Origin of the sequence: Microcoleus sp. Pol17C6 (genome assembly GCF_036701145.1) — a bacterium.
Lineage (GTDB): Bacteria > Cyanobacteriota > Cyanobacteriia > Cyanobacteriales > Microcoleaceae > Microcoleus.
This window is the reverse complement of sequence record NZ_JAUBQH010000010.1, coordinates 1-19,182: the sequence shown is the minus strand read 5'-3', so window position 1 is coordinate 19,182 and position 19,182 is coordinate 1. Positions and strand designations below refer to the sequence as shown.

Below are 19,182 nucleotides of genomic sequence, written 5' to 3'. Positions count from 1 at the left end.
CATGGGGCATTTCATATAATTGAGTTTTTGAGGTAATTATGGGAAGACCTGATTTTGAGGAATTAGAGGTTTATAAGTTGGCGGAAAGTTTGGCGAATCAGATTTGGGAGATTGTAAAAAAATGGGATTACTTCACAAAAGATACGATGGGCAAACAGATAGTTCGGTCTGCTGATAGTGTCTGTGCTAATATTGCTGAAGGAAGAGGTCGTTATAATGATCAAGATAATCGGCGTTTTGTAAAAATTGCGAGAGGCTCTTTGTACGAAACAGTAAACTGGTTAAGATTAGCCTATGCTAGACAACTTATCACCAGCGAAGAAGTAAGCAAATTTAAACCAATTATCGATAAATTACTACCAAAAGTTAACGCTTATTTGAGTTCAATAGGGCACAGGGAATAAATTACAAAAAAAGCCCAATGCCCAATGCCCGATGCCCGATGCCCGATGCCCGATGCCCAATTCCCCCTTCTCCATTCCCCATGATTAATTGTCAAATTCCTACAGGATTAATTGTTTCTTGTCAAGCACCTGCTGATTCGCCGCTGCACGATCCGATCGTAATTGCGGCAATGGCGCGAACCGCCATCAATCGAGGTGCATCGGGCGTGCGGATTGACACTCCGGCTCACATTGCAGCGGTGCGAAAACAGATATCCGCTCCCATAATTGGGATTTGGAAGCAGCAATTGCCGGGATGCGAGATTTACATTACTCCTCGGTTTGAAGACGCGCGGGCGATCGCCGCTTCTGGAGCCGATATTATCGCCGTTGATGCTACTCTGAGAAACCGTCCTGCTGGCTGCGAAGACTTAAAGACATTAATCGCGCGAATTCACAGTGAATTGGGTAAATTAGTGATGGCGGATGTAGATACAATAGAAGCTGCGATCGCGGCTACCGAAGCGGGTGCAGATACTGTAGCAACTACTCTTTTTGGCTACACTCCCCAGACGGAAAATTTATCGCCACCGGGATTTGATTTGCTTGCGGAAATGGTAGAAAAGCTTAAGGTTCCCGTTATCTGCGAAGGCGGGATATCGGGGCCGGAAATGGCTAAAAAAGCCTTGGATTTAGGAGCGGTGGCTGTTGTTGTGGGGACAGATATTACTGGGATTGATCTTAAGGTGACAGCCTATAAGTCGCTGATGGGGAAGTAAGTTCGGCAACGGATTTAACGGATTTAACGGATTGAAGGCAGTTCGGCAACCGATTATTTAACGGATTTAAGCAATGTAACGGATGTAACGGATTGAAGGAAGAAGGGAGAAGAAATATTCGGCGATAGAAATGGCTTGTAGGCAAAGGAAACGCGCCAGCTAAGGGTGGGAAATAGCGGGCGATTTCCATCGCCCTTTATCAAGGGAAGTTGCTAAATCAGTGCGCCGTTGATAAAGCTGCTAACTACAGCTAAGGCGATCGCCCCCAGTACCGCGCTCCAAAGGCCCATCCGCAAACTAAATCCTTCAACTAACTTCGCAGCCGAGGCAAAAACAATCACGTTCATTACAAAAGCAAACAGGCCGGAAAGCAATCCCAGCGTCAGTAGGTTCGGTACGAAAAAAACTGCTTTTAGAATTGGCAAAATTAAAACATTCAACATTCCCAAAACCGCAGCGGAAATTACTGCTTTCGGTGTGCTGTCAATTTCTACGCCGATCGGCAGTTGAGAAATTAGTAGCAAGCTGCTACCTGTCACCAGCCAAGCAATCAAAAAATCGATCGGTTCCACAGCGCTCGTACCTCCTTAACAGTTGAATTGTTAAAAAAACCTGATATTTAACATCTACCTTAATCAAACAATCCGGCTGATTCGTCTGCCAACAGGCCGAATTTATGTCTGTCACTAAAGAGTGAGAAGTTCCAATCGCTGCATTTTCTGCCAAATGATCCGGATGGGAACCGTATCAACCTGTTAGTTGAATAAAAAGAGCAGATTAATTAATATGGCTGGCGATTTTTCTTTTAACTCTAAAATCAGATTCGACAAAAAAGCCTTGGACAACCCTGCACGGCAAGGCAGCCGATCGCTCCAAGTTATGATTTTTATGCTGCTCGTCACTACCTTGGTGACGCTACCCATATTTCGTCTAGCCGAACTGCAACTGGTACAGGGAGCCTACAACCGACAGCGGGCGGAAAATAACCGCATTCGCCCTGTTTCAGTCGCAGCCAATCGCGGTCAAATTTTAGACCGCAACGGCAAAATTTTTGCTGCCAGCCGCGTATCTCGATCGGTATATGTGTGGCCAAAAGAGCGATCGGCTAAGGAGTGGCAAGAGATCGCTGCTACACTGGGCCCGATCGTCAAACTTCCCGCGACCGAAATTATCAAAAAAATCGATGCCGTTGGCTACAAATCAGCCCTACCCGTGCGAATTAGTAAAGATATCGATGTCGGTACTTTCGTCGCTTTGGGAGAACAAACTAATGCTTTGCGGGGAGTTGAAATTCGCGTAGAATCGAGCCGAGACAATCCCCACCAGCAATTAGCAGCTCACCTTTTGGGATACGTCGGCGAAGCTAGTTTAGAGCAATTAAAAGCTAATCCTGCATATCCGATGGGGATGCTCGTCGGTCAAATGGGAGTTGAAAAATTAGCCAATTCAACTTTAGAGGGCGTTTGGGGAAACCGTTTAATCGAGGTAAATGCTAAGGGTGAGGAAATCCAAGATTTAGGTGTAAAAGAGCCTATTCCCGGCAAACCGGTGCAGCTAACTTTAGATTTAGATATGCAGAAAACTGCGGAAAAAGCTTTGGGCGATCGCCTTGGTGCCGTTGTGGCGATCGACGTGAAAACCGGAGCTCTTTTAACAATGGCTAGTTGGCCGACATTTGACCCCAATATTTTCACCCGCAAGGTTACTCAAAAAGAATGGGATCGGCTGCAAGGGCCAGACAAACCATTTTTAAATCGGGCAGTTCAAGGCTATCCTGTCGGCAGCACTTTTAAGATTGTAACTTCTGTAGCCGGGATGGAGTCGGGCAAGTTTTCTCCTGACTCGACTTTGGTAAGTTCTGCTTCAATTAACATCGGCGGAATTTCCTTTAACGAACACGGGGCCGGTTACGGTGTTATCGGTTTTCGCGATGCTTTAGCCTACAGCAGCAATACGTTTTTCTATCAAGTAGGCATGGCAGCCGGGCCGGAAGAAATGGCGAAATGGGCTAAGAAAATGGGCATTGGCGGTACTATTAATTTAGAGCTTTTGGGGATAGACGGCGCCAATCACGGTCAAGTTCCTATACCAGCAGAGAAACAGAAAATGTATGGGGAAGATTGGTATGTTGGCGATACAGTAACAATGGCGATCGGTCAAGGTTTGGTACTTTGTACTCCCCTAGAATTGGCCGTGATGGTGTCAACTATTGCCAACGGTGGTTGGCGAGTGCAGCCACATTTGTTGGCTTCTCAAACCAATACGCCTGTTACTCAAAAAATTTCAACAGGTATTAAGCCGGCAACTTTAAATGTCATTAAACAAGGATTGATTGAGGTGGTGAAAAAAGGTACAGGTCGCGGCTTGAATGATGGTACTATTCCTTTAAGTGCGGGCAAAACTGGAACGGTGGAAATGCCCGGTCATCCTGACAATTCTATGTATGTGGGTTTTGCTCCTGCCGACAAACCTGAAGTTGCGATCGCAGTTATAGTTGAAGGCGGTGGATATGGTGCTGTATCGGCGGCACCAATTGCTCACGAGGTATTTAGAACATATTTTCAAAAGCAGGGTTTTAAACCTACTAATAAGCCTCTCTAGTCATTAGTTAATAGTTGACTGTTGACTGTTGACTGTTCTCATTTTGTCCCATAGTTCGATCGCACTATCCTTGATATCTTGGAAAAGTGCGATCGGTCAAAAATTTTCCCCTACCAATCGTCTCACTTCCACGGTCGATAAATTCATCATTTGCGCCACCTGTTCCAGACCCACTCCAGAATTTAAGAGTTGAGTTACGAGCTGGCGCAATGTTGACTCCGCCGCTAGTCGTCCCAGGTTTTCTTCCTTGTGAGTCTTCAAAAACTCACCCGTTTGAGGAGATCTAAACCTCAATTATCCTGAAATTAGATGCAATTCCAGTCCCAGCACTTCACTGAACAACCACAGCGTATCGAAAGCGATATTGTTGGCTGCAATCGGCTCATACTGATTGTTGATCAAACGTACTCCCTGTAAAATCGGATTTAGGTAATCTCCCGACGGATCGTACTGAAAATATTCCCTAACTCCCAAAGCCCGATAAATTTCCGGTTTAGTTTCTTGGTCTTTCGTCTGAGTTGTTTCCGAAGTAATTTCTAACACAAAATCTGGAGTAATTCCCCCTTCTTCCCAAACTTTATAATTATCCCTTTTGCGGTTGGCAACTCCAAACACCACATAAACATCCGGGGCCACAACTGCCTGGTTGTTCCCTTGTTCATAATAAATGAAAGAATTGGCTGACACGTAAACATCCGAACGTTCTTGAAAGTAAAGCTTGACAGCTTCTACGCTGTAAGTCATGTAATCGCGCGTGATGTCGCTTTCAGCCATCGGCTCTCCGTCGCTGCTGGGATATTCTATTTCTAGTTGTCCGACTTGAGTTAAAATTGTCATTTTTCAATTTTCCTCAAAGTTAATTAATTTAATGGTAGCATTCTGTCGGATTTGAGAAAAGTTCACTCTTTTCAAAAAAATTAACAGCGGTAAGGTGTGCACTGCACACCTACATAATTAGGTGGTGCGTCCTGGACTGTAAGGCTGGCGTGACGTTTTACAGATACAGACTATTTAAATTCTAATTAATCCCTCTCTCTAAAATAATCATTTCCGAACCAACTACCGGACTTCTAGCTATTAACTTGCCTTCCATATTCGCAATTTCTAACTTGCTGAAATCGAGTGAGTTAGCCTCCTTCCACATCTTGGTTGCTAGTTGATTTTGCTCAACTACGCTGAGCTTGTACCAATCTTCAGCGACTTTTACTGTCAAAATGCTGCTGGAAAAATTAGCTTGAACAGACTCAACTAAACCGCCGCCCAGTCGATTCTTAATGTCAGTAACTTGATTTTGAATCGCAGCAATCAGAGACTGTTCGGGCGTCAGCGGTGGCGGTGGGATAATTTCTACTGGTTGCGGTTTTTCTGGAGCCACTAAATCGGGCAACTTGCTTTTGAATTTAGCAGAGATTGGCTCAGACGGTGCGATCGCCTCTGGGGATTTCGGCGTTCCCGACGCCATAAAATCGTCAAAGGTTGGCGACGACTGCTTGGCTTCTGGCAAAGACACTTTTGCTACTTTCTCCGGCGGTTTTGCCGAGAAACTGTTGAGAGTTAAACCGACTGCAACGATCAGAATGGCTGCTATGGCGGCGTTTAAAATTGGATCGGACAGCTTCTGGTTCGTAGATGGTGGCAGTAGCGATCGCACTAGCCGTACAATACTTTGCCAAAGTACACCGACGTTCTGTAAAAAGCTCCCTTCCCTGCGTTGGGATACAGGCTTTTTATCAACTTTTACAGCAACTTTTGGCGGCACGCTGTTAACTTCTGCTGCAACAGCGGGAGGAGTTACTGTTGCTGAGTCAGAAGCGGTGGGCGCGATCGGCTTTACTTGCTGCAAGGGGGGTTCGGCTGGTAATTTTTTGCCTTTTTTTCCCAAATTCCCGATCGAGGCAATCAAAGCTTTGATTCTCTGATTTTTGGGAACCGCGCTGCTGGCATTTTGAATTTTGCTGCCAGTGGGGGCAGACTTTGCAGCCGAATCAACCTGCGGTGTCGGAGATTGAGAGGGTTCTGGACTTGACTGGTTTAGTTGTTCTTCTGACATTTTTTCTGCCTTGGGGCGTTGCAAATATATCTAAACGAGATAAATTTTAGTTGAGCCATCTCAACCTTAATTTATCATTTAACTTAGTTGTAAGTGAATCAAAATGAGTATCAAACGCCGTCAATTTCTAGTTTTAGGCAGTCTCAGCAGCTTAGGTTTTGCCGGAGTCTGGAAAATGTTTCAGCTTCGGACTTCCTGGGGTACAGACGCCCATGCTGTTGTGCCTTCTAACGTTGAGGCAGAAAGGGCGATGGTTTCTTTGCCGGCCTCACCGCCTATTTTACGCTTTATTTCGGTAGCCGACACCGGTACTGGCGCTGAAGGTCAGTATGCTGTCGCTGAGGCGATGGCGCAATATCACCGGGAAAACCCTTTTAATGTTGCTGTTCTCGCCGGCGACAATATCTACAACAACGGCGAAATTGAAAAAATTAATGCTGTTTTCGAGCGGCCTTATCAGCCGTTATTGCAGCAAGACGTAAAATTTTATGCTTGTCTGGGAAATCACGATATCCGCACTGCTAATGGCGATCTGCAAGTTAAATATGCGGGTTTTAATATGCAAGGTCGCTACTATACTTTTCGGCGAGATCCAGTACAGTTTTTTGCTTTAGATACCAATCACAATGCGGATTGGAAAAATCAGCTTGTTTGGCTGGAAAAAGAGTTGAGTCAGAGCACCGCACCTTGGAAAGTTGTGTTCGGCCACCACCCGATTTATTCCTCTGGCATCTACGGATCGAATCAATCTTTTATTAAGACTTTGGCGCCTTTGTTTCAAAAGTACGGCGTGCAGCTTTATATCAACGGACACGAGCACAGTTACGAACGCACTCGCTCGATTAACGGTACGACTTATTTAATTTGCGGGGCTGGCGCTGGCACTCGTCCGGTGGGGCGTTCTGAGTGGACAGAGTATTCTGCTAGCCGCCTGAGTTTTGCGACGTTTGATGTCTATGAAGACCGGATGTTTGTCAGTTGTATTGGTACTGACAAACGGGTTTTTGACCGAGGGGTGATTCAAGTGCGATCGGCTTAAATCTGATTGTTTTCCCAGACGTATCAGATGAATAGATTTATGTCAAGGTGCTTTTGTCGATATATTTAACTGCGACTTACACCTTGAATCAATATCACCATTCCCTCTTGACTTGAACTAAAATTCAACTTATAATATATTGTTATTTGATAGTAGCGTTAGAGGAATCTGAGTGAAAAGCGATACGTTAGTAAGAGGGAAAAATCCATTAGTAAGACCTTTCTTGAAATGGGCAGGAGGTAAAAGACAATTATTGCCAGAAATTATTAAGTATGTTCCTAAGCTGACAAGTAAACATACATACTATGAACCTTTCATAGGTGGAGGCGCACTCTTGTTTGAGTTACAACCCCAAAAAGCTGTTATCAATGATAGCAATAAAGAACTGATTAACTGCTATGAAGTAATCCGAGACTCATTAGATGAGCTGATGGAGGAATTAAGCAATGATAAATATAGCAATAGCGAAACTTCTTATTATCAGATGAGAGACTTAGATCGTTCAACGAAAAAATATGAACTTTTGTCTGAAGTGGAAAAAGCAGCACGAATCATTTATCTAAATAAAACTTGCTATAATGGTTTGTTTAGGGTTAATTCCCAAGGTCAGTTTAATGTTCCGTTTGGTAGATATAAAAATCCCAATTTTTTAGATGACGCTGTTTTAAGAGCTGTGAACAAATACTTAAATAGCAATAATATCACACTGTTAAATCAGGATTTTAAAGATGCTGTTAAAGATGCAAAGAAAGGAGATTTTGTTTATTTCGATCCTCCTTACGATCCTGTGTCGGAAACAGCTTCTTTTACTGGATATGATGTCAATGGCTTTAATAGAGACGAACAAAAACGACTAAAAGAAGAGTTTGACGCTTTACATAAAAGAGGTTGCAAGGTAATGCTGAGTAATTCTTGTACGGATTTTATTCTGGATTTGTACAAGGATTATCAGGATACAATCATAAAAGTTAGGGCAACGAGAAGTATCAACTCAAATGCCTTGAAAAGAGGTATGGTTGATGAAGTATTAGTTTTGAATTATGAAATTCAGGATAAATAAATATGAGTAAAAGCCAGAAAACTGCCAATGACAAAGCTTGGGAAATATTATTTGAAAGGCATAAGATATTAGAAGAGGTAGAGAAAAATGGTTATTTTGAAATAGCATCTGGTCAAATTAATCAAGAAAGAGAAAGCAGGCTGATGGCAAAGTTCGATCACTCGGTTAATTTGCCAGATATCTTTCGAGACAATCATCTATCCATATTGCCAATTTCTCGTTCTAAATACGTTATTGGGAAGTTTGATACACACTTTGAAGTTAAATATGATAGTGAAATTGAAGTGATTCCTTTTGAGTTTCCTTCCGGGATAGAGAGTATAGATTACACAAATTTATATTCAGAAAGTTCCGCATTGCACTGTGCATTTAATATAGGTATTATAGATGATTTATTCGGAGAAAAAACAGCTTATACTGTTTCAGGGAGAATGTCTACAGAGTCCTTTGATTTTAATATTATAAATTCCTTCGCTAATAAACCCTATTCAATCAAGGTTAAAAATTCTCAGTGTGAGATAGATGCGGGATTTGAAAGTAACAACTATTTTGTCTTGATAGAAGCTAAGAACTATGCCATTGACGATTTTTTGATTAGACAACTTTACTATCCCTACAGATTGTGGTCAAAAAAAATGGCTAAAAAAGTGATTCCCGTATTGATGACATACTCTAATGACATTTTTAGCTTTTTTATTTATGAATTTAGCAACGATGAAAATTATAACTCTCTGAAACTGAGAGAACAAAAGAATTATACGATCGCTCCCGAAGAAATCCAACGGAGTGATGTCGATCTGGTACTCAATAATATTAAAGTAATTTCAGAGCCAGATGTTCCATTTCCCCAAGCTGATAAATTTGAGAGAGTAGTAGATTTATTATCCTTGTTATTAGAAAGAGATTTAACCAAAGACGATATTACAGAAAACTATGAATTCGATCGCAGGCAAACTGACTATTATACTAATGCTGGTCTGTATATTGGACTGATAGAAAATTATAAAGATTCCCTGACCAAAAAAGTAACTTTTTGCTTGACAAGTGAAGGAAGGTCTATTTTACATAAAAGACCTAAATTAAAATATCTAGAGTTGATTAATAAGATTTTAGAACGTCAAGTTTTTTATTTAGTGTTTCAATTAGCGCTTAAACTGGGAGGAATTCCGCCCAAAGATGCAATCTGTAAAATAATCTCAGAAAATCGTCCAGATATTAATGATACAACTATAAAAAGGCGTTACTTTACAGTCCAAGGCTGGATTTCTTGGATTTGGTCCCAAATCCAAGACTAAAATCCGCATAGTGTGATTCTCTGGGTTTTTAATATCTTCAACCTAGTTTTGCCTCCGGGCCATTGCAGAAAGGGACGTGGCAAGACGAAAGAAGGTGCGGAAGCAGACATTTATCTAGAAATAACGGCCCTATAATATTTATCACAACTAGAACTCAATAGAAATACTTCTGAAGTTCTTACCGGAGGTCGCGTGGCATTAAACAGACAGTGCCGGAGCCATCGGCAAAAAGTTTTCGTTAGAATTATATATATCAGCCTCGCCGGCAAAAATGCCCGATCGCCCGATTGGCGGATTTAGCTCCGGCTGTGCCAAAATTGTCTAACTCGCTCACAAGTGTTACCAGTCAAAGATCGTGCTGTGACACTTTACCCCACCAAGCTCATGCAAGATTTTATTAATAACGTCTCTCGCTACCCGCGCTTTTTCATTACGATATGTCTGGGAATTTTCTTTTTCCTGTTCGAGCGACTCAAACCCCTGCTCGATCGACCGGCAACTGCGATCGCCCTGATTAGTTCGATTGTAGCGACTTTTGTCTTTCTAACTTTTACACTGCGGGCTATGTTAGGCCTGAGTTCGGTTTAAAGCCAAGCTAAAACGCAAACATCAACGGCAAATTCAGTTAAAACACTAACTCCCAAAGTAGCTGCCAATTCTTGCAGGCGATCGCACACTTGACAATAGTCGCTGCGATAGATTGGAAGAGGAAAAAAATTGGGCCAGTTACGTCAGTGCTGCTCAACCAAGGCGCAGGCAAACATTACCGAAGTGCAGGGCGTTTGGGGCTATCAACATTCACTGGGGAAATACTGCACCTCTGTTTCCCCGGTGTCCCACTTAATCATTAGGAAGCGGCACACCCCGCCCCGCTTTCCTCTCCCGTTAACCTGACGGTATCACGAGAGTTTCCAGCGGACAAGACAGATGAAGTTTGAACATATCTATCAATTTTTTCAAGACCCCCCTCCTGTTTATCTAAACAAGGAATTAGCTGTGTGTTACATTCTCTCCGTGTTATTGCGCGGAGATTCCTACGGTACAGAACTGATTGGCCAACTAGAGAGGGAATTCCCCATCTACCGCCTTTCTGATACCGTTCTCTACAGCGCTCTGAAATTCCTCGAAGATGAAGGCGTCATCACCGGTTACTGGAAAAAAGTAGAAGGACGCGGCCGCCCCCGCCGGATGTATCAAATCCTCGCTGAGTGGCGGCACCAAGCTCAAGACCTTGCTCGTCTCTGGCATGACTACATTGGTCAGGGAAACGGCGCGTCAGAGCGTCGTTCCCGCCCCTTAGAAACTGGTCAGACGGGTTAACCGAGTTGGAATCGGATGCCTAAACCCTGGAGATGCTGGCGCTACTTGCAAAGCGATTTGCCTTCCTTGCCTTCGCTTTGCTCGTCGATCGCCCGCGGCACACCGATTAAAGCAGCTACACTACTTGACAACTCCCTGTCCTAAAGGAGCAGGGATTCTTGGTTCATTGGGACTACTCATGTAGCTTGCCCTCCCCAAAATTCACTGCGATTTGCCCAACCGCTGTATATCCACGCTGCAACACCACTTGCGCGGCTGCAACATCTCGATTCGTTTCATAGCCACAGGTTTGACATTTATGTACCCGTTCGGATAGTTCTTTTTTGCCTGTATGAGTTTGACATCTGGGACAAGTTTGACTTGTTCGGTTCGGGTCTACCTTGGCAAAGTATGCACCTCGCTTAAAGCAAACATGACCCAAGATATTCAGGAACTGACCAAACCCTGCATCAAGCGTGTGTTTGCTCATCATTCCGGCTGACATTGCTTTGAGGTTCAAATCCTCAGCAAATACTGTTTGGGCTGCGTTGCATAAATGATGTGCAGTCTTGAAATGAAAGTCTTTGCGACTGTTCGAGATGTATTCGTGGTGCAAGGCTATTTGGTGATGAATTTGACGAAACTTTCTAGAGCCTTTTTTCTTGCGCTTCAGTTGACGTTGCAGCAATTTCAGCTTGCGTTGTCCATCCACAAAGAATCTAGGTCTATCAATCAATTCACCATCAGAAGTTGCCAAAAAATGTTTTAACCCTAAATCAATCCCTAATCCATGTCCTGAAGGTGAGGCTTGAGGTACTTTGATATCACATTGCAAAGTGAGCATGACATAGTAGCCAGAAGCCCTCTTAACAACGCGAATTTGCTTAACCTCAAACCCTTGAGGGATTGGACGCGACAGGTGCATTTTAACTAACCCTATCTTGGGTAGGTTGACCCAATCGGTACCATCAAACTGTTTAACGGATTCTAGATTCAATTGAGGGAACACAAATGAGCGCATCCGCTTTTTGAATCTAGGAAAACCGTGTCCTCGTTCCCACATCGCCACAAACGCTGCCTCTAGTTGGCGCAACGCGTGCTGCAAGACATGGGTGTGAGGCAATTTCAACTCAGGAATTAACTTCTTTGCTTGGGCTAATGATTTGCATTGGCCCGCAAAGGTTGGACGCGGTGCATCAGCAGGGATCATGTATTCCTGTTTAATGCTGCACGAGTTGATATCACACTTACGAGAATTGACCCAATCTTTTCGTTCTCGCAATGCAAAGTTGTAGACCTTGCGGCAAATATTGAGCCACTGGTCGAAAGTTTGGCGTTGCGTATCGGTAGGAATGAGCTTGTACTCGTAGGTGAGATTTAACATACAATCATTGTAGAGCAAGTCTGAACAAACAGCACTGCATTTATTCAAAATCCTCTTCGGAGAAATTCAGAACTGAAAGTCCCCCTAGAAGGGGGAGGCTTGTACCCATTTCTCTGGTCACTTGAGAATTAGCGACGATGGAGAGATAGGGGAATTGGGTGATGGAGAGCAAAACGCCTTGCAGAAGAAGCTTTCTGCGAATCTTGGTAAAAAAGTGTCTGCGTAAGTCCTCGATCGCTTTCTTATGTAAATTTCTGTAAAGTAATAGTAGATAATTTCAATTACACAAACTTCTACCGATGGATACTGCTGTTCTTCCTTCTACCTTTGTGCTGACGCTACTGCTGGCTGTTGGCTTGTTTTTCTTCATCAAGGCTTCAGTCAAAGATCGAATCGAACAAGTCAAGCTGGCTTCCGAGAGCGCTCAAGAGTCACTGTTAGCCGACTTACAACAGTATTTTGCCGATAGAGCTTACCGAGTTGCAGCCGTCGATGCCCCCAACTATAAAGTCACGTTTGAGGGTTTTGTGCGGCCGAGTTGGTTTCTAGCTATTTTTCTAACTCTGCTGAGTGCAGGCGGCGCTCTGTGCTTGGGACTGGTTTTGGGAATGCTAGTTCCGCAGCAGGGTCAAATTTTCCTAGCTTTGGTACTGCTGTCCCCGCTGGCGGGGGTATTTTACTGGAAAAAAGCTGGACGCTCTGAGCAAGTCTCCCTCAAACTCGAATCAGTTGCTGAGTCGGGAAGCCAAACCAAGAGCTTTGTTACTGTCAGAGCTCACCGCGATGAACTAGCAGCCATGCAAAAAGCTTTAGATTTGAAACCGATCGATTAAAAGTTTGACGCGGAACGTTTTTTGATATGCTAGATGCCGTAGTTAGACTTCTAGCTGACAAACCGATGACTCAAGAGCGGCTCTCTCGTTGATAAACCAGTGGCTGTTTTTTTGATCCACTTGTTCGATCGACAAAACCGTCAAAAAAAAACCATTATCGTGAAAGTGCCAATTGTGGCGATCGCCCTTGGGCTGCGATCAAGCCTGTTGCGATGGCTCCTTATACCCTAATTCGTAAGGACTTTTCGCAGAAATTTCAGTTGGCACTCTCCAGACAATGAGAACTCTCGCGCTTTTGTTAAAAGACTTAGAAAAACATTGCTGTCAATGTTTTGAGCTAAACATTTTGAGCTATGCGCGGCTGGCTGACACCACAGGAATTTTTTCTGTGGTAGCTTCCAACATCACCTTTAAGCTGGGAAACAAGAAATGGTTCTCTTCTACGTATTGGGCTCCAAATAAACCTTTTTCAGCCCAGAAGTATCTGTCAGTGGTATGCTCGTTACGCTTGACTAACAGCAAAGCTGGGGGAGCAATGCCTTCTGCATGGATGAACTTGCGAGCCGCTGTTACGGGTTTATCTTCGCCGCTCTCGATGCTATATTGAGGCACACACTCTAAAATTCTGCGTCCTTCTTGTCGGCGGCGACTCTTGCGTTTGCGTCTCCTGGCCAATTTCTTTACCTCCTCTGTGAGCAGACAGTATGAGCAGACAGGTTGTAATGATAGCTACCAAATCCGAGGCCAGTATATCCGTTCTAGCTCAAAATTTCAACTGTTTTTAATATATCGACATAATCTTAACATTCGTGCCGATCGACAAAAGTGTAACGGTTGTGGTAGGGCTGGCCGCAAGTTCCGGCAAGATCCAAGGTTGGGGATCGGTGGAAGCTGCGCGGAGGGCGATGCGGGGCAATTTGGGCTCATGAAAGCCCCATGCCTTCAACATAGCTGCCTTCTATCAAAGGGAAGAAACCTGAAACCTAGAAGTCTCTCATCAGTAATCGGTAGCCGATCGTTTGTAATTTACTTAGAATTCCGTTAGATATCTTAATGTGGCGCTCATGTTAATGCCAGCCAGTTCAGAATTTGTCAAACTTTGCCGCTCGCAGGTGGCCATCGCCGTTAGTTTGGGAGCGAAATTCAGCGCGGTATACCTGACACAAGAGTTGGTAGAAGGCAGCGAAGCAAAGTTGGTGCCGATCGCAGTTTACCCAGAAAGCTCAGCCGAATCGGAAGAAAATCCGGGGTTGAGGTTGCAATGTTCCGAAAGCTCGACAGTGAAACCGGTACCGCGACTGCTGGCGCCGCCGGTTCGGCCTGTGGAAGAATCAACGGTGGGGGCGATCGCACCCGAGCGACTTCCGGGTAAGGAGCGCAGTTCCCATCAGTGCCAAGGCCCGGAGAATGTGTGGCAGCAGCGGATGCAAATTGTGACGCCTCTGATACACGAGGGAGCTGTAATGGGACTCCTAGTCAGCGGTCGGCATGACAGGCCTTGGAACGAGCGAGAGGAGGCTCAGATACAACAAATTGCTCGCACCTTAGCCCTAGCCTGCATTTTAGATCAGCGATCGCAGTGGATGCAGCAGGAATTGGGTACGAGTCGGCAAATCCAGGCTCAGGTTTACGACACGATGCACAATTTGCTGCACCAGTTCAAAAGTCCGCTGACAGCGTTGCGAACTTTTGGCAAGCTGTTAGCGCGGCGGCTGGTACCGGAAGACAAAAACCGCAATGTGGCTTTTAGTATTGTCCGAGAGAGCGATCGGCTGCAAGAGTTGCTCGGCCAGTTCGATCGAACTGTTGACACCGGCGAAGCACATCTAAAACTGCGATCGGGGACTTCAGAAAAAGCAATGTCCAATGTGGAATCAATCCGGCATTCTCCTCTGTCGCTGTTACCTGCTGCCAATTTGCAGGAATCCTGTTTTGTGGCAGAAGTCTTAAAACCGCTGTTAATTTCCGCCGAGGCGATCGCCTCTGAAAGGAATCTGAAATTGGTAGCTGACATTGCGGCTGATTTGCCGCCAGTCTCAGCCAACGATCGAGCTTTGCGCGAAGTTTTGAGCAATTTAATTGACAATGCTTTGAAATATACGCCTGCCGGCCACCAAATTTATATTAAAGTCAGGTACAAAGCAGCGGATGGCGATCGGGCAGGATACAGCCAATTGCCTGCCATAGCAGTTGCTGTCAGTGACACAGGTTCCGGCATTCCTCCCCAGGATTTAGAGCATTTATTTGAGCGGCACTACCGGGGAGAAAAAGCGCAGACCGAAATTCCGGGTACAGGATTGGGTTTGGCGATCGCCCGCGATTTAGTCCGCCAAATGCAAGGAGAAATAGAAGTATTTTCCCCAGTCAATCCTGAATGGCTGCCATCGGCGGAAACTCATTTATATCCAACGAATCGCGGCACTACATTTGTGGTTTGGCTACCAGTGAATAAGTAACCAACTATATTGCTTAGGGACATTTTTTATGAAGCATCTACCTTTATTCAATCAAATTTCCAAGTTATCAAATTCTTTAAAAGTTTTCAAAAAAAACTTTTTTGGTGTACCGTTTTTAGCTTTTTTTAATATTATGACTCTTCTGATTTTGGGCGGGGTGAGCATATACGCCAAACTCAACAACAAGGGACGCGGAGTTGAACGCCTATTTAGCGACCCTTTTAATTTCTGGTTCCCTTACGAAGGCATTTTTACCGGAGTTTCCGAAGTTCTCGGGTGTCTCCCAGTCGCAATTTGTGCATTTACTTTCGGAGTGTTGCGCCAAAAAGATCGGGGTAGTAGATCGGCGATATTCTTATTTTTTAGTGCTTTACTCCTGGGAGTCTTTTACCTGGATGACAGGTTTCGGATGACTTTGATTATGTCTCGGTTGGGAATATCTAAGAAAATAATTTATTTGTGTTATGGGAGTGCAGTTTTCCTTTACGGAGTTAAGTTTTGGCGATACATCAAAACCACTCATTACCTGCCATTAGTTGCAGCATTCTTATTGTTTGCTATCTCGCGGTTAGAGGATCTTTTAGAGACTCCACATCAAGCATTACACGCGATGCTAGAAGATGGCACTAAATTATTAGGCCTTGTGAATTTAGCCCTGTATTTTTGGTACGTCTGTCATCATGAAGTTTGGCGGCATTTCCAGCAAAGCGAAAATCGTTGATCGCGTCGATGATATTACAAAAAAAGTCGTTTCTGAATTATGGTATCACTAAGCAACGCCGGCGATCGCATAAAAGCCAAATAATTTCTTTTATAACGAGCTATCAGGATGTATTAATCTTGTATTTTCGCGCTCAAATTTTGTCCTATATATACAGCATACTCCATGTAGATGTAGATCTCGAGAAACCGGGTTCCTTGAACAGAATCAGTAATGATGCGAGAACTGTAAAGAAACCCGGTTTCTGAGGTGCATTCATAAACCTGGAATACGCTATATATGGAATATGCTGTATTTTTACGACACAGTTGGTAACGTCTCCGAAGAGATAGTTAAAAAATATATTGAAAACCAACACAATTACAGCGTATCCCAGGTTTATGAAGTGCAGCTTTAGACACGGCAATGCCACTCCCCTACGGGGATTGAGCCATCAGGGGTTTACTTCATAAACCTGTAATCTGCTCTAAGTTAGAAGAATGTGGCTAAAGCCGCAGCGCCTATCCCGACCCCAGAAGGGGGGGTACTTGCTGCGGGTAAAAATTATATCATAATTCCGATTAATGAGCAATTACCAATTAGCAATTACCCTATTCTCATGCAACTGAAAATCGGTATACGATCAATTCAGCCAGATAAGTTTTCTAGGCATTAGCTACGGCGATATTAGTGGCTCTACAGATAGTCGGCAGATCAATAATAAACTGCGTTCCCTGCTCTGGCGTAGAAATACACTCCAATTGACCGCAGTGTTTTTCTATCAGAATTTTTCGGCTGATGGACAATCCCATGCCTGTACCTTTTCCTATGGGTTTAGTAGTAAAAAAGGGAGTGAAAAGTTTAGCACGAACTTTCTCTGTCATGCCCACACCATTATCAGAAATTGTTACCAGGATGTGGGAAGCCGAGCTAATGTTGTCATCCGAATTGCCGGGTACAACTTCAGTACGAATCAAAATCTGGGGTTTAAAAACTGCACCATCTTCTCTACTTAGCCGCTCTTCTAAAGCATCTATAGCATTCGCTAAAAGGTTCATAAACACCTGATTGAGCTGACCGGCATAACAGTTCACAAGCGGCAATGCACCATAGTCTTTTATCACATTAATAGCAGGCCGATCAGACTTAGCCTTTAGTCGGTGCTGTAAGATCAGCAAAGTGCTATTAATGCCTTCGTGGATATCTACTGATTTAATTTCAGTTTCATCCAACCGCGAAAAATTGCGTAGAGAGTGAACAATATTGCGAATGCGTTCGATCCCTAACTGCATGGAAGAAAGCAATTTTGGTAAATCATCTATGATAAATGGCAACTCTCCATCTTCTATTTCATGGACAATTTCTGCTTCGGGTTGCGGGTAATACCTTTGGTAAAGACTCAACATATTAATGAGTTCTTTAATATAGTCGTTGGCGTGCGAGAGATTGCCGTAAATAAAGTTAACTGGATTGTTGATTTCATGAGCTACACCTGCAACTAATTGACCTAGACTAGACATTTTTTCACTTTGAACTAACTGGAGTTGTGTGTCTTGCAGTTCTTTGACAAAATGTTCTAAAGCCAGAGATTTTTGGTACTCTTTTTCTTGACTAATACGGAGTGCTTTCTCTACTTGTTCGCGCCGCTCTATTTCCGACTGCAATTTATGACTTAGAGAAAAACTTCTCAAAGCTGTTAGCATCGTAGTGTATAGCTTTGATGTCGTTAATTCTGTTTTAGTTTTATAGTCATTAATATCGTAATTGATAATAATGCTTTTTTCAGGTACTTGTCCGGGTTGACCCGTGCGTAAAATAATTCGCACTAACTGATTGCCTAAAACTTCTCGGACATATTTAACAAAGTTTAAGCCAGCATCATCTGTTTCCATAATTACATCAAGTAAGATTATGGCAACATCAGGATTTTCTTGGATTAGCTGTTTAGCTTCACGAGCGGAGTAAGCATTAATGAAGGTTAAAGATTTATTTTCAAAGACAAACTTCCTTAGTGAAATTTCGGTAGCGGTGTGAACTTGAGCCTCATCATCTACAACTAAAATTTTCCAGCTTTCACTCAGTTTTTCTTCTGTGGTTTCATCTGCAAACAATATCTCGTCATCCGAGTCGATTACTTCGGCAAAGTATACTGTTTCTGGAGATGGTTGAGTTAACAAATCGTCAAAATCACTTTTCATTGCTGTACACCTTTATTTTTTACTAATGTTTAGGTTTGAAGTTAGAAAACCTGTTAAGAAAAAGGCAGAAGGGAGAAGAGTTACACAGCAACCTTTTCAGTCATCCTTACTTTAGTTTTAATGAGGTGGACTTACTTAGTTCTCTTGGTCAGAAAATCAGAATAGGAACTCTACATTGGTGAATCAATTTGCATGGGTAATTTAATAATAAACTTGGTGCCTCTTCCCACCTCACTTAGACATTCAATTTCACCTTTGAGTTTTTGGGTGACTAAATTGTAGACAATATGTAACCCTAACCCACTGCCACCTTGACCACGCTTAGTGGTAAAGAATGGCTCAAAAATTTTACTTAAGTTTTCTGGGGGAATACCTTTCCCTTCATCGGCGTATTCAAACCTTAGCCGATTACCTTCTTGCTCCCAATCAAAGATTAGTTCCCCAGAAATCCCTGGTTCGTAGGCATGAATCAGAGAATTGATTAGCAAGTTTGTCACAACTTGGGACAATGCTCCTGGATAAGAATCTATAGCAATTTTGCTATCTCCCTTAATTTTAAGCGAATGTTGGCTATTTTTCAACTTTGGTTTTAATTGTAATAAAATTTCATCAAGATAAGGTCTGATCTGGAAAGTACGTCGTTCTTCGCTAGAGCGATCTACTGCTACTTGCTTAAAGCTTTGAATCAAGGCTGCCGCCCGATCTAGGTTAATTAGAAGTGCCTTACTGCTTTGGGTAGCAATATCGACAAATTCTTCTAAATCCGAGCGCTTCATTTTGCCACTTTTATAAATAGATGCAAATTCCGTGGTATTTTCGGCCAAAGCTGAAGCAACAGTGACACCCACTCCGATAGGAGTATTAATTTCATGGGCAACACCAGCAACTAATCCTCCCAGAGATGCCATTTTTTCAGATTCGACTAGCTGAGTTTGGGTGGCTTTTAAAGCCTCTAGGGTGTTCGATAATTGTTGAGTACGATCGCTCACTAATTGCTCTAAGTTTTGATTAAACTCCTGTAAATTTTTGTAAAGTTGAGCATTCTCAATAGAAATAGCAATTTGTGCAGATAAAAGTTTTAACAATTCTAGGCGATCCGTAGTAA

20 protein-coding genes are annotated in these 19,182 nt (G+C 43.4%); 12 read left to right on the top strand and 8 right to left on the bottom strand.

Translation table 11 applies throughout. From position 1 onward, the window contains the following. The first annotated feature begins 38 nt into the window (after positions 1 to 38). Positions 39 to 404, top strand: coding sequence for a four helix bundle protein (locus tag QUA25_RS07505; protein ID WP_333036801.1), 366 nt, complete (start codon positions 39 to 41; stop codon positions 402 to 404). A gap of 80 nt (positions 405 to 484) precedes the next feature. Further along, positions 485 to 1,162, top strand: a complete 678-nt coding sequence (locus QUA25_RS07500; protein WP_333036919.1) for an N-acetylmannosamine-6-phosphate 2-epimerase — start codon at positions 485 to 487, stop codon at positions 1,160 to 1,162. Between the two features lie 212 nt (positions 1,163 to 1,374). Here the strand turns inward: QUA25_RS07500 and QUA25_RS07495 are convergent, their stop codons facing one another. Further along, positions 1,375 to 1,734, bottom strand: coding sequence for a phage holin family protein (locus QUA25_RS07495; RefSeq protein WP_333036800.1), 360 nt, complete (start codon positions 1,732 to 1,734; stop codon positions 1,375 to 1,377). 214 nt (positions 1,735 to 1,948) lie between these two features. Between QUA25_RS07495 and mrdA the strand changes: the two genes are divergently transcribed. Continuing rightward, positions 1,949 to 3,763 carry a penicillin-binding protein 2 gene (gene mrdA / locus QUA25_RS07490; protein WP_333036799.1) on the top strand — a complete coding sequence of 605 codons (1,815 nt, stop codon included), beginning with the start codon at positions 1,949 to 1,951 and terminating at the stop codon, positions 3,761 to 3,763. A 294-nt stretch (positions 3,764 to 4,057) separates the two neighbouring features. Here mrdA and QUA25_RS07485 read toward each other — a convergent pair whose 3' ends face one another. Together QUA25_RS07485 and QUA25_RS07480 are read right to left on the bottom strand one after the other, a co-directional pair. Next, the gene (locus tag QUA25_RS07485) at positions 4,058 to 4,600 is read right to left on the bottom strand and encodes a Uma2 family endonuclease (RefSeq protein ID WP_333036797.1); all 543 of its coding nucleotides are present in this window, start codon (positions 4,598 to 4,600) and stop codon (positions 4,058 to 4,060) included. Between the two features lie 181 nt (positions 4,601 to 4,781). Further along, on the bottom strand, positions 4,782 to 5,813 hold the full coding sequence (locus QUA25_RS07480; protein WP_333036795.1) for a hypothetical protein: 1,032 nt from the start codon (positions 5,811 to 5,813) through the stop codon (positions 4,782 to 4,784). Between the two features lie 103 nt (positions 5,814 to 5,916). Here QUA25_RS07480 and QUA25_RS07475 point away from each other — a divergent pair, with 103 nt between their 5' ends. The 5 genes from QUA25_RS07475 (at position 5,917) to QUA25_RS07455 (ending at position 10,527) form a co-directional block, all read left to right on the top strand. Next, complete coding sequence (locus tag QUA25_RS07475; protein WP_333036794.1) at positions 5,917 to 6,852, top strand: metallophosphoesterase; 936 nt, start codon at positions 5,917 to 5,919, stop codon at positions 6,850 to 6,852. 172 nt (positions 6,853 to 7,024) lie between these two features. Next, a complete protein-coding gene (locus QUA25_RS07470) occupies positions 7,025 to 7,912 on the top strand; it encodes a DNA adenine methylase (RefSeq protein WP_333036792.1) in 888 nt (295 codons plus the stop codon). A gap of 2 nt (positions 7,913 to 7,914) precedes the next feature. Beyond that, positions 7,915 to 9,207: a type II restriction enzyme gene (locus tag QUA25_RS07465; RefSeq protein WP_333036790.1), complete on the top strand. Its 1,293-nt coding sequence runs from the start codon at positions 7,915 to 7,917 to the stop codon at positions 9,205 to 9,207. Between the two features lie 384 nt (positions 9,208 to 9,591). Continuing rightward, complete coding sequence (locus tag QUA25_RS07460; RefSeq protein ID WP_190657763.1) at positions 9,592 to 9,795, top strand: DUF751 family protein; 204 nt, start codon at positions 9,592 to 9,594, stop codon at positions 9,793 to 9,795. Positions 9,796 to 10,134: 339 nt separating this feature from the next. Then, complete coding sequence (locus QUA25_RS07455; RefSeq protein WP_333036786.1) at positions 10,135 to 10,527, top strand: PadR family transcriptional regulator; 393 nt, start codon at positions 10,135 to 10,137, stop codon at positions 10,525 to 10,527. A 172-nt stretch (positions 10,528 to 10,699) separates the two neighbouring features. Here QUA25_RS07455 and QUA25_RS07450 read toward each other — a convergent pair whose 3' ends face one another. After that, positions 10,700 to 11,890, bottom strand: coding sequence for a transposase (locus QUA25_RS07450; protein WP_333036784.1), 1,191 nt, complete (start codon positions 11,888 to 11,890; stop codon positions 10,700 to 10,702). A gap of 299 nt (positions 11,891 to 12,189) precedes the next feature. Here QUA25_RS07450 and QUA25_RS07445 point away from each other — a divergent pair, with 299 nt between their 5' ends. Then, positions 12,190 to 12,723 (top strand): cofactor assembly of complex C subunit B, encoded by a 534-nt coding sequence (locus tag QUA25_RS07445; protein WP_333036782.1) that lies wholly within the window; start codon positions 12,190 to 12,192, stop codon positions 12,721 to 12,723. Between the two features lie 351 nt (positions 12,724 to 13,074). On the opposite strand, the gene QUA25_RS07440 is transcribed toward QUA25_RS07445, so the two are convergent. Continuing rightward, positions 13,075 to 13,398 (bottom strand): DUF3155 domain-containing protein, encoded by a 324-nt coding sequence (locus tag QUA25_RS07440; RefSeq protein WP_006635576.1) that lies wholly within the window; start codon positions 13,396 to 13,398, stop codon positions 13,075 to 13,077. A 106-nt stretch (positions 13,399 to 13,504) separates the two neighbouring features. Continuing rightward, positions 13,505 to 13,672, bottom strand: coding sequence for a hypothetical protein (locus QUA25_RS07435; protein WP_333036780.1), 168 nt, complete (start codon positions 13,670 to 13,672; stop codon positions 13,505 to 13,507). 121 nt (positions 13,673 to 13,793) lie between these two features. On the opposite strand from QUA25_RS07435, the gene QUA25_RS07430 reads away from it, so the two are divergent. The 3 genes from QUA25_RS07430 to QUA25_RS29425 all read left to right on the top strand — a co-directional run bounded on the left by QUA25_RS07430 (position 13,794) and on the right by QUA25_RS29425 (position 16,297). Beyond that, positions 13,794 to 15,179 carry a sensor histidine kinase gene (locus QUA25_RS07430; RefSeq protein WP_333036778.1) on the top strand — a complete coding sequence of 462 codons (1,386 nt, stop codon included), beginning with the start codon at positions 13,794 to 13,796 and terminating at the stop codon, positions 15,177 to 15,179. A gap of 133 nt (positions 15,180 to 15,312) precedes the next feature. Further along, complete coding sequence (locus QUA25_RS07425; RefSeq protein ID WP_333036777.1) at positions 15,313 to 15,900, top strand: hypothetical protein; 588 nt, start codon at positions 15,313 to 15,315, stop codon at positions 15,898 to 15,900. 244 nt (positions 15,901 to 16,144) lie between these two features. After that, positions 16,145 to 16,297 (top strand): transposase, encoded by a 153-nt coding sequence (locus tag QUA25_RS29425; RefSeq protein ID WP_445302109.1) that lies wholly within the window; start codon positions 16,145 to 16,147, stop codon positions 16,295 to 16,297. Between the two features lie 247 nt (positions 16,298 to 16,544). On the opposite strand, the gene QUA25_RS07420 is transcribed toward QUA25_RS29425, so the two are convergent. After that, positions 16,545 to 18,077 (bottom strand): ATP-binding protein, encoded by a 1,533-nt coding sequence (locus QUA25_RS07420; RefSeq protein ID WP_333036775.1) that lies wholly within the window; start codon positions 18,075 to 18,077, stop codon positions 16,545 to 16,547. Positions 18,078 to 18,247: 170 nt separating this feature from the next. Further along, positions 18,248 to 19,182: GAF domain-containing sensor histidine kinase (locus QUA25_RS07415; protein ID WP_333036771.1), on the bottom strand; the 935-nt coding region annotated here is incomplete at its 5' end.

Bases quoted from the DNA above. Each gene is read 5' to 3' on its own strand.
- QUA25_RS07485 (WP_333036797.1), bottom strand. From the start codon at position 4,600: ATGACAATTTTAACTCAAGTCGGACAACTAGAAATAGAATATCCCAGC.
- QUA25_RS07430 (WP_333036778.1), top strand. From the start codon at position 13,794: ATGCCAGCCAGTTCAGAATTTGTCAAACTTTGCCGCTCGCAGGTGGCC.
- QUA25_RS07435 (WP_333036780.1), bottom strand. From the start codon at position 13,672: ATGTTGAAGGCATGGGGCTTTCATGAGCCCAAATTGCCCCGCATCGCC.
- QUA25_RS07445 (WP_333036782.1), top strand. From the start codon at position 12,190: ATGGATACTGCTGTTCTTCCTTCTACCTTTGTGCTGACGCTACTGCTG.
- QUA25_RS07505 (WP_333036801.1), top strand. From the start codon at position 39: ATGGGAAGACCTGATTTTGAGGAATTAGAGGTTTATAAGTTGGCGGAA.
- QUA25_RS07480 (WP_333036795.1), bottom strand. From the start codon at position 5,813: ATGTCAGAAGAACAACTAAACCAGTCAAGTCCAGAACCCTCTCAATCT.
- QUA25_RS07425 (WP_333036777.1), top strand. From the start codon at position 15,313: ATGACTCTTCTGATTTTGGGCGGGGTGAGCATATACGCCAAACTCAAC.
- QUA25_RS07500 (WP_333036919.1), top strand. From the start codon at position 485: ATGATTAATTGTCAAATTCCTACAGGATTAATTGTTTCTTGTCAAGCA.
- QUA25_RS07475 (WP_333036794.1), top strand. From the start codon at position 5,917: ATGAGTATCAAACGCCGTCAATTTCTAGTTTTAGGCAGTCTCAGCAGC.
- QUA25_RS07455 (WP_333036786.1), top strand. From the start codon at position 10,135: ATGAAGTTTGAACATATCTATCAATTTTTTCAAGACCCCCCTCCTGTT.
- mrdA (WP_333036799.1), top strand. From the start codon at position 1,949: ATGGCTGGCGATTTTTCTTTTAACTCTAAAATCAGATTCGACAAAAAA.
- QUA25_RS07460 (WP_190657763.1), top strand. From the start codon at position 9,592: ATGCAAGATTTTATTAATAACGTCTCTCGCTACCCGCGCTTTTTCATT.
- QUA25_RS07450 (WP_333036784.1), bottom strand. From the start codon at position 11,890: ATGTTAAATCTCACCTACGAGTACAAGCTCATTCCTACCGATACGCAA.
- QUA25_RS07420 (WP_333036775.1), bottom strand. From the start codon at position 18,077: ATGAAAAGTGATTTTGACGATTTGTTAACTCAACCATCTCCAGAAACA.
- QUA25_RS07465 (WP_333036790.1), top strand. From the start codon at position 7,915: ATGAGTAAAAGCCAGAAAACTGCCAATGACAAAGCTTGGGAAATATTA.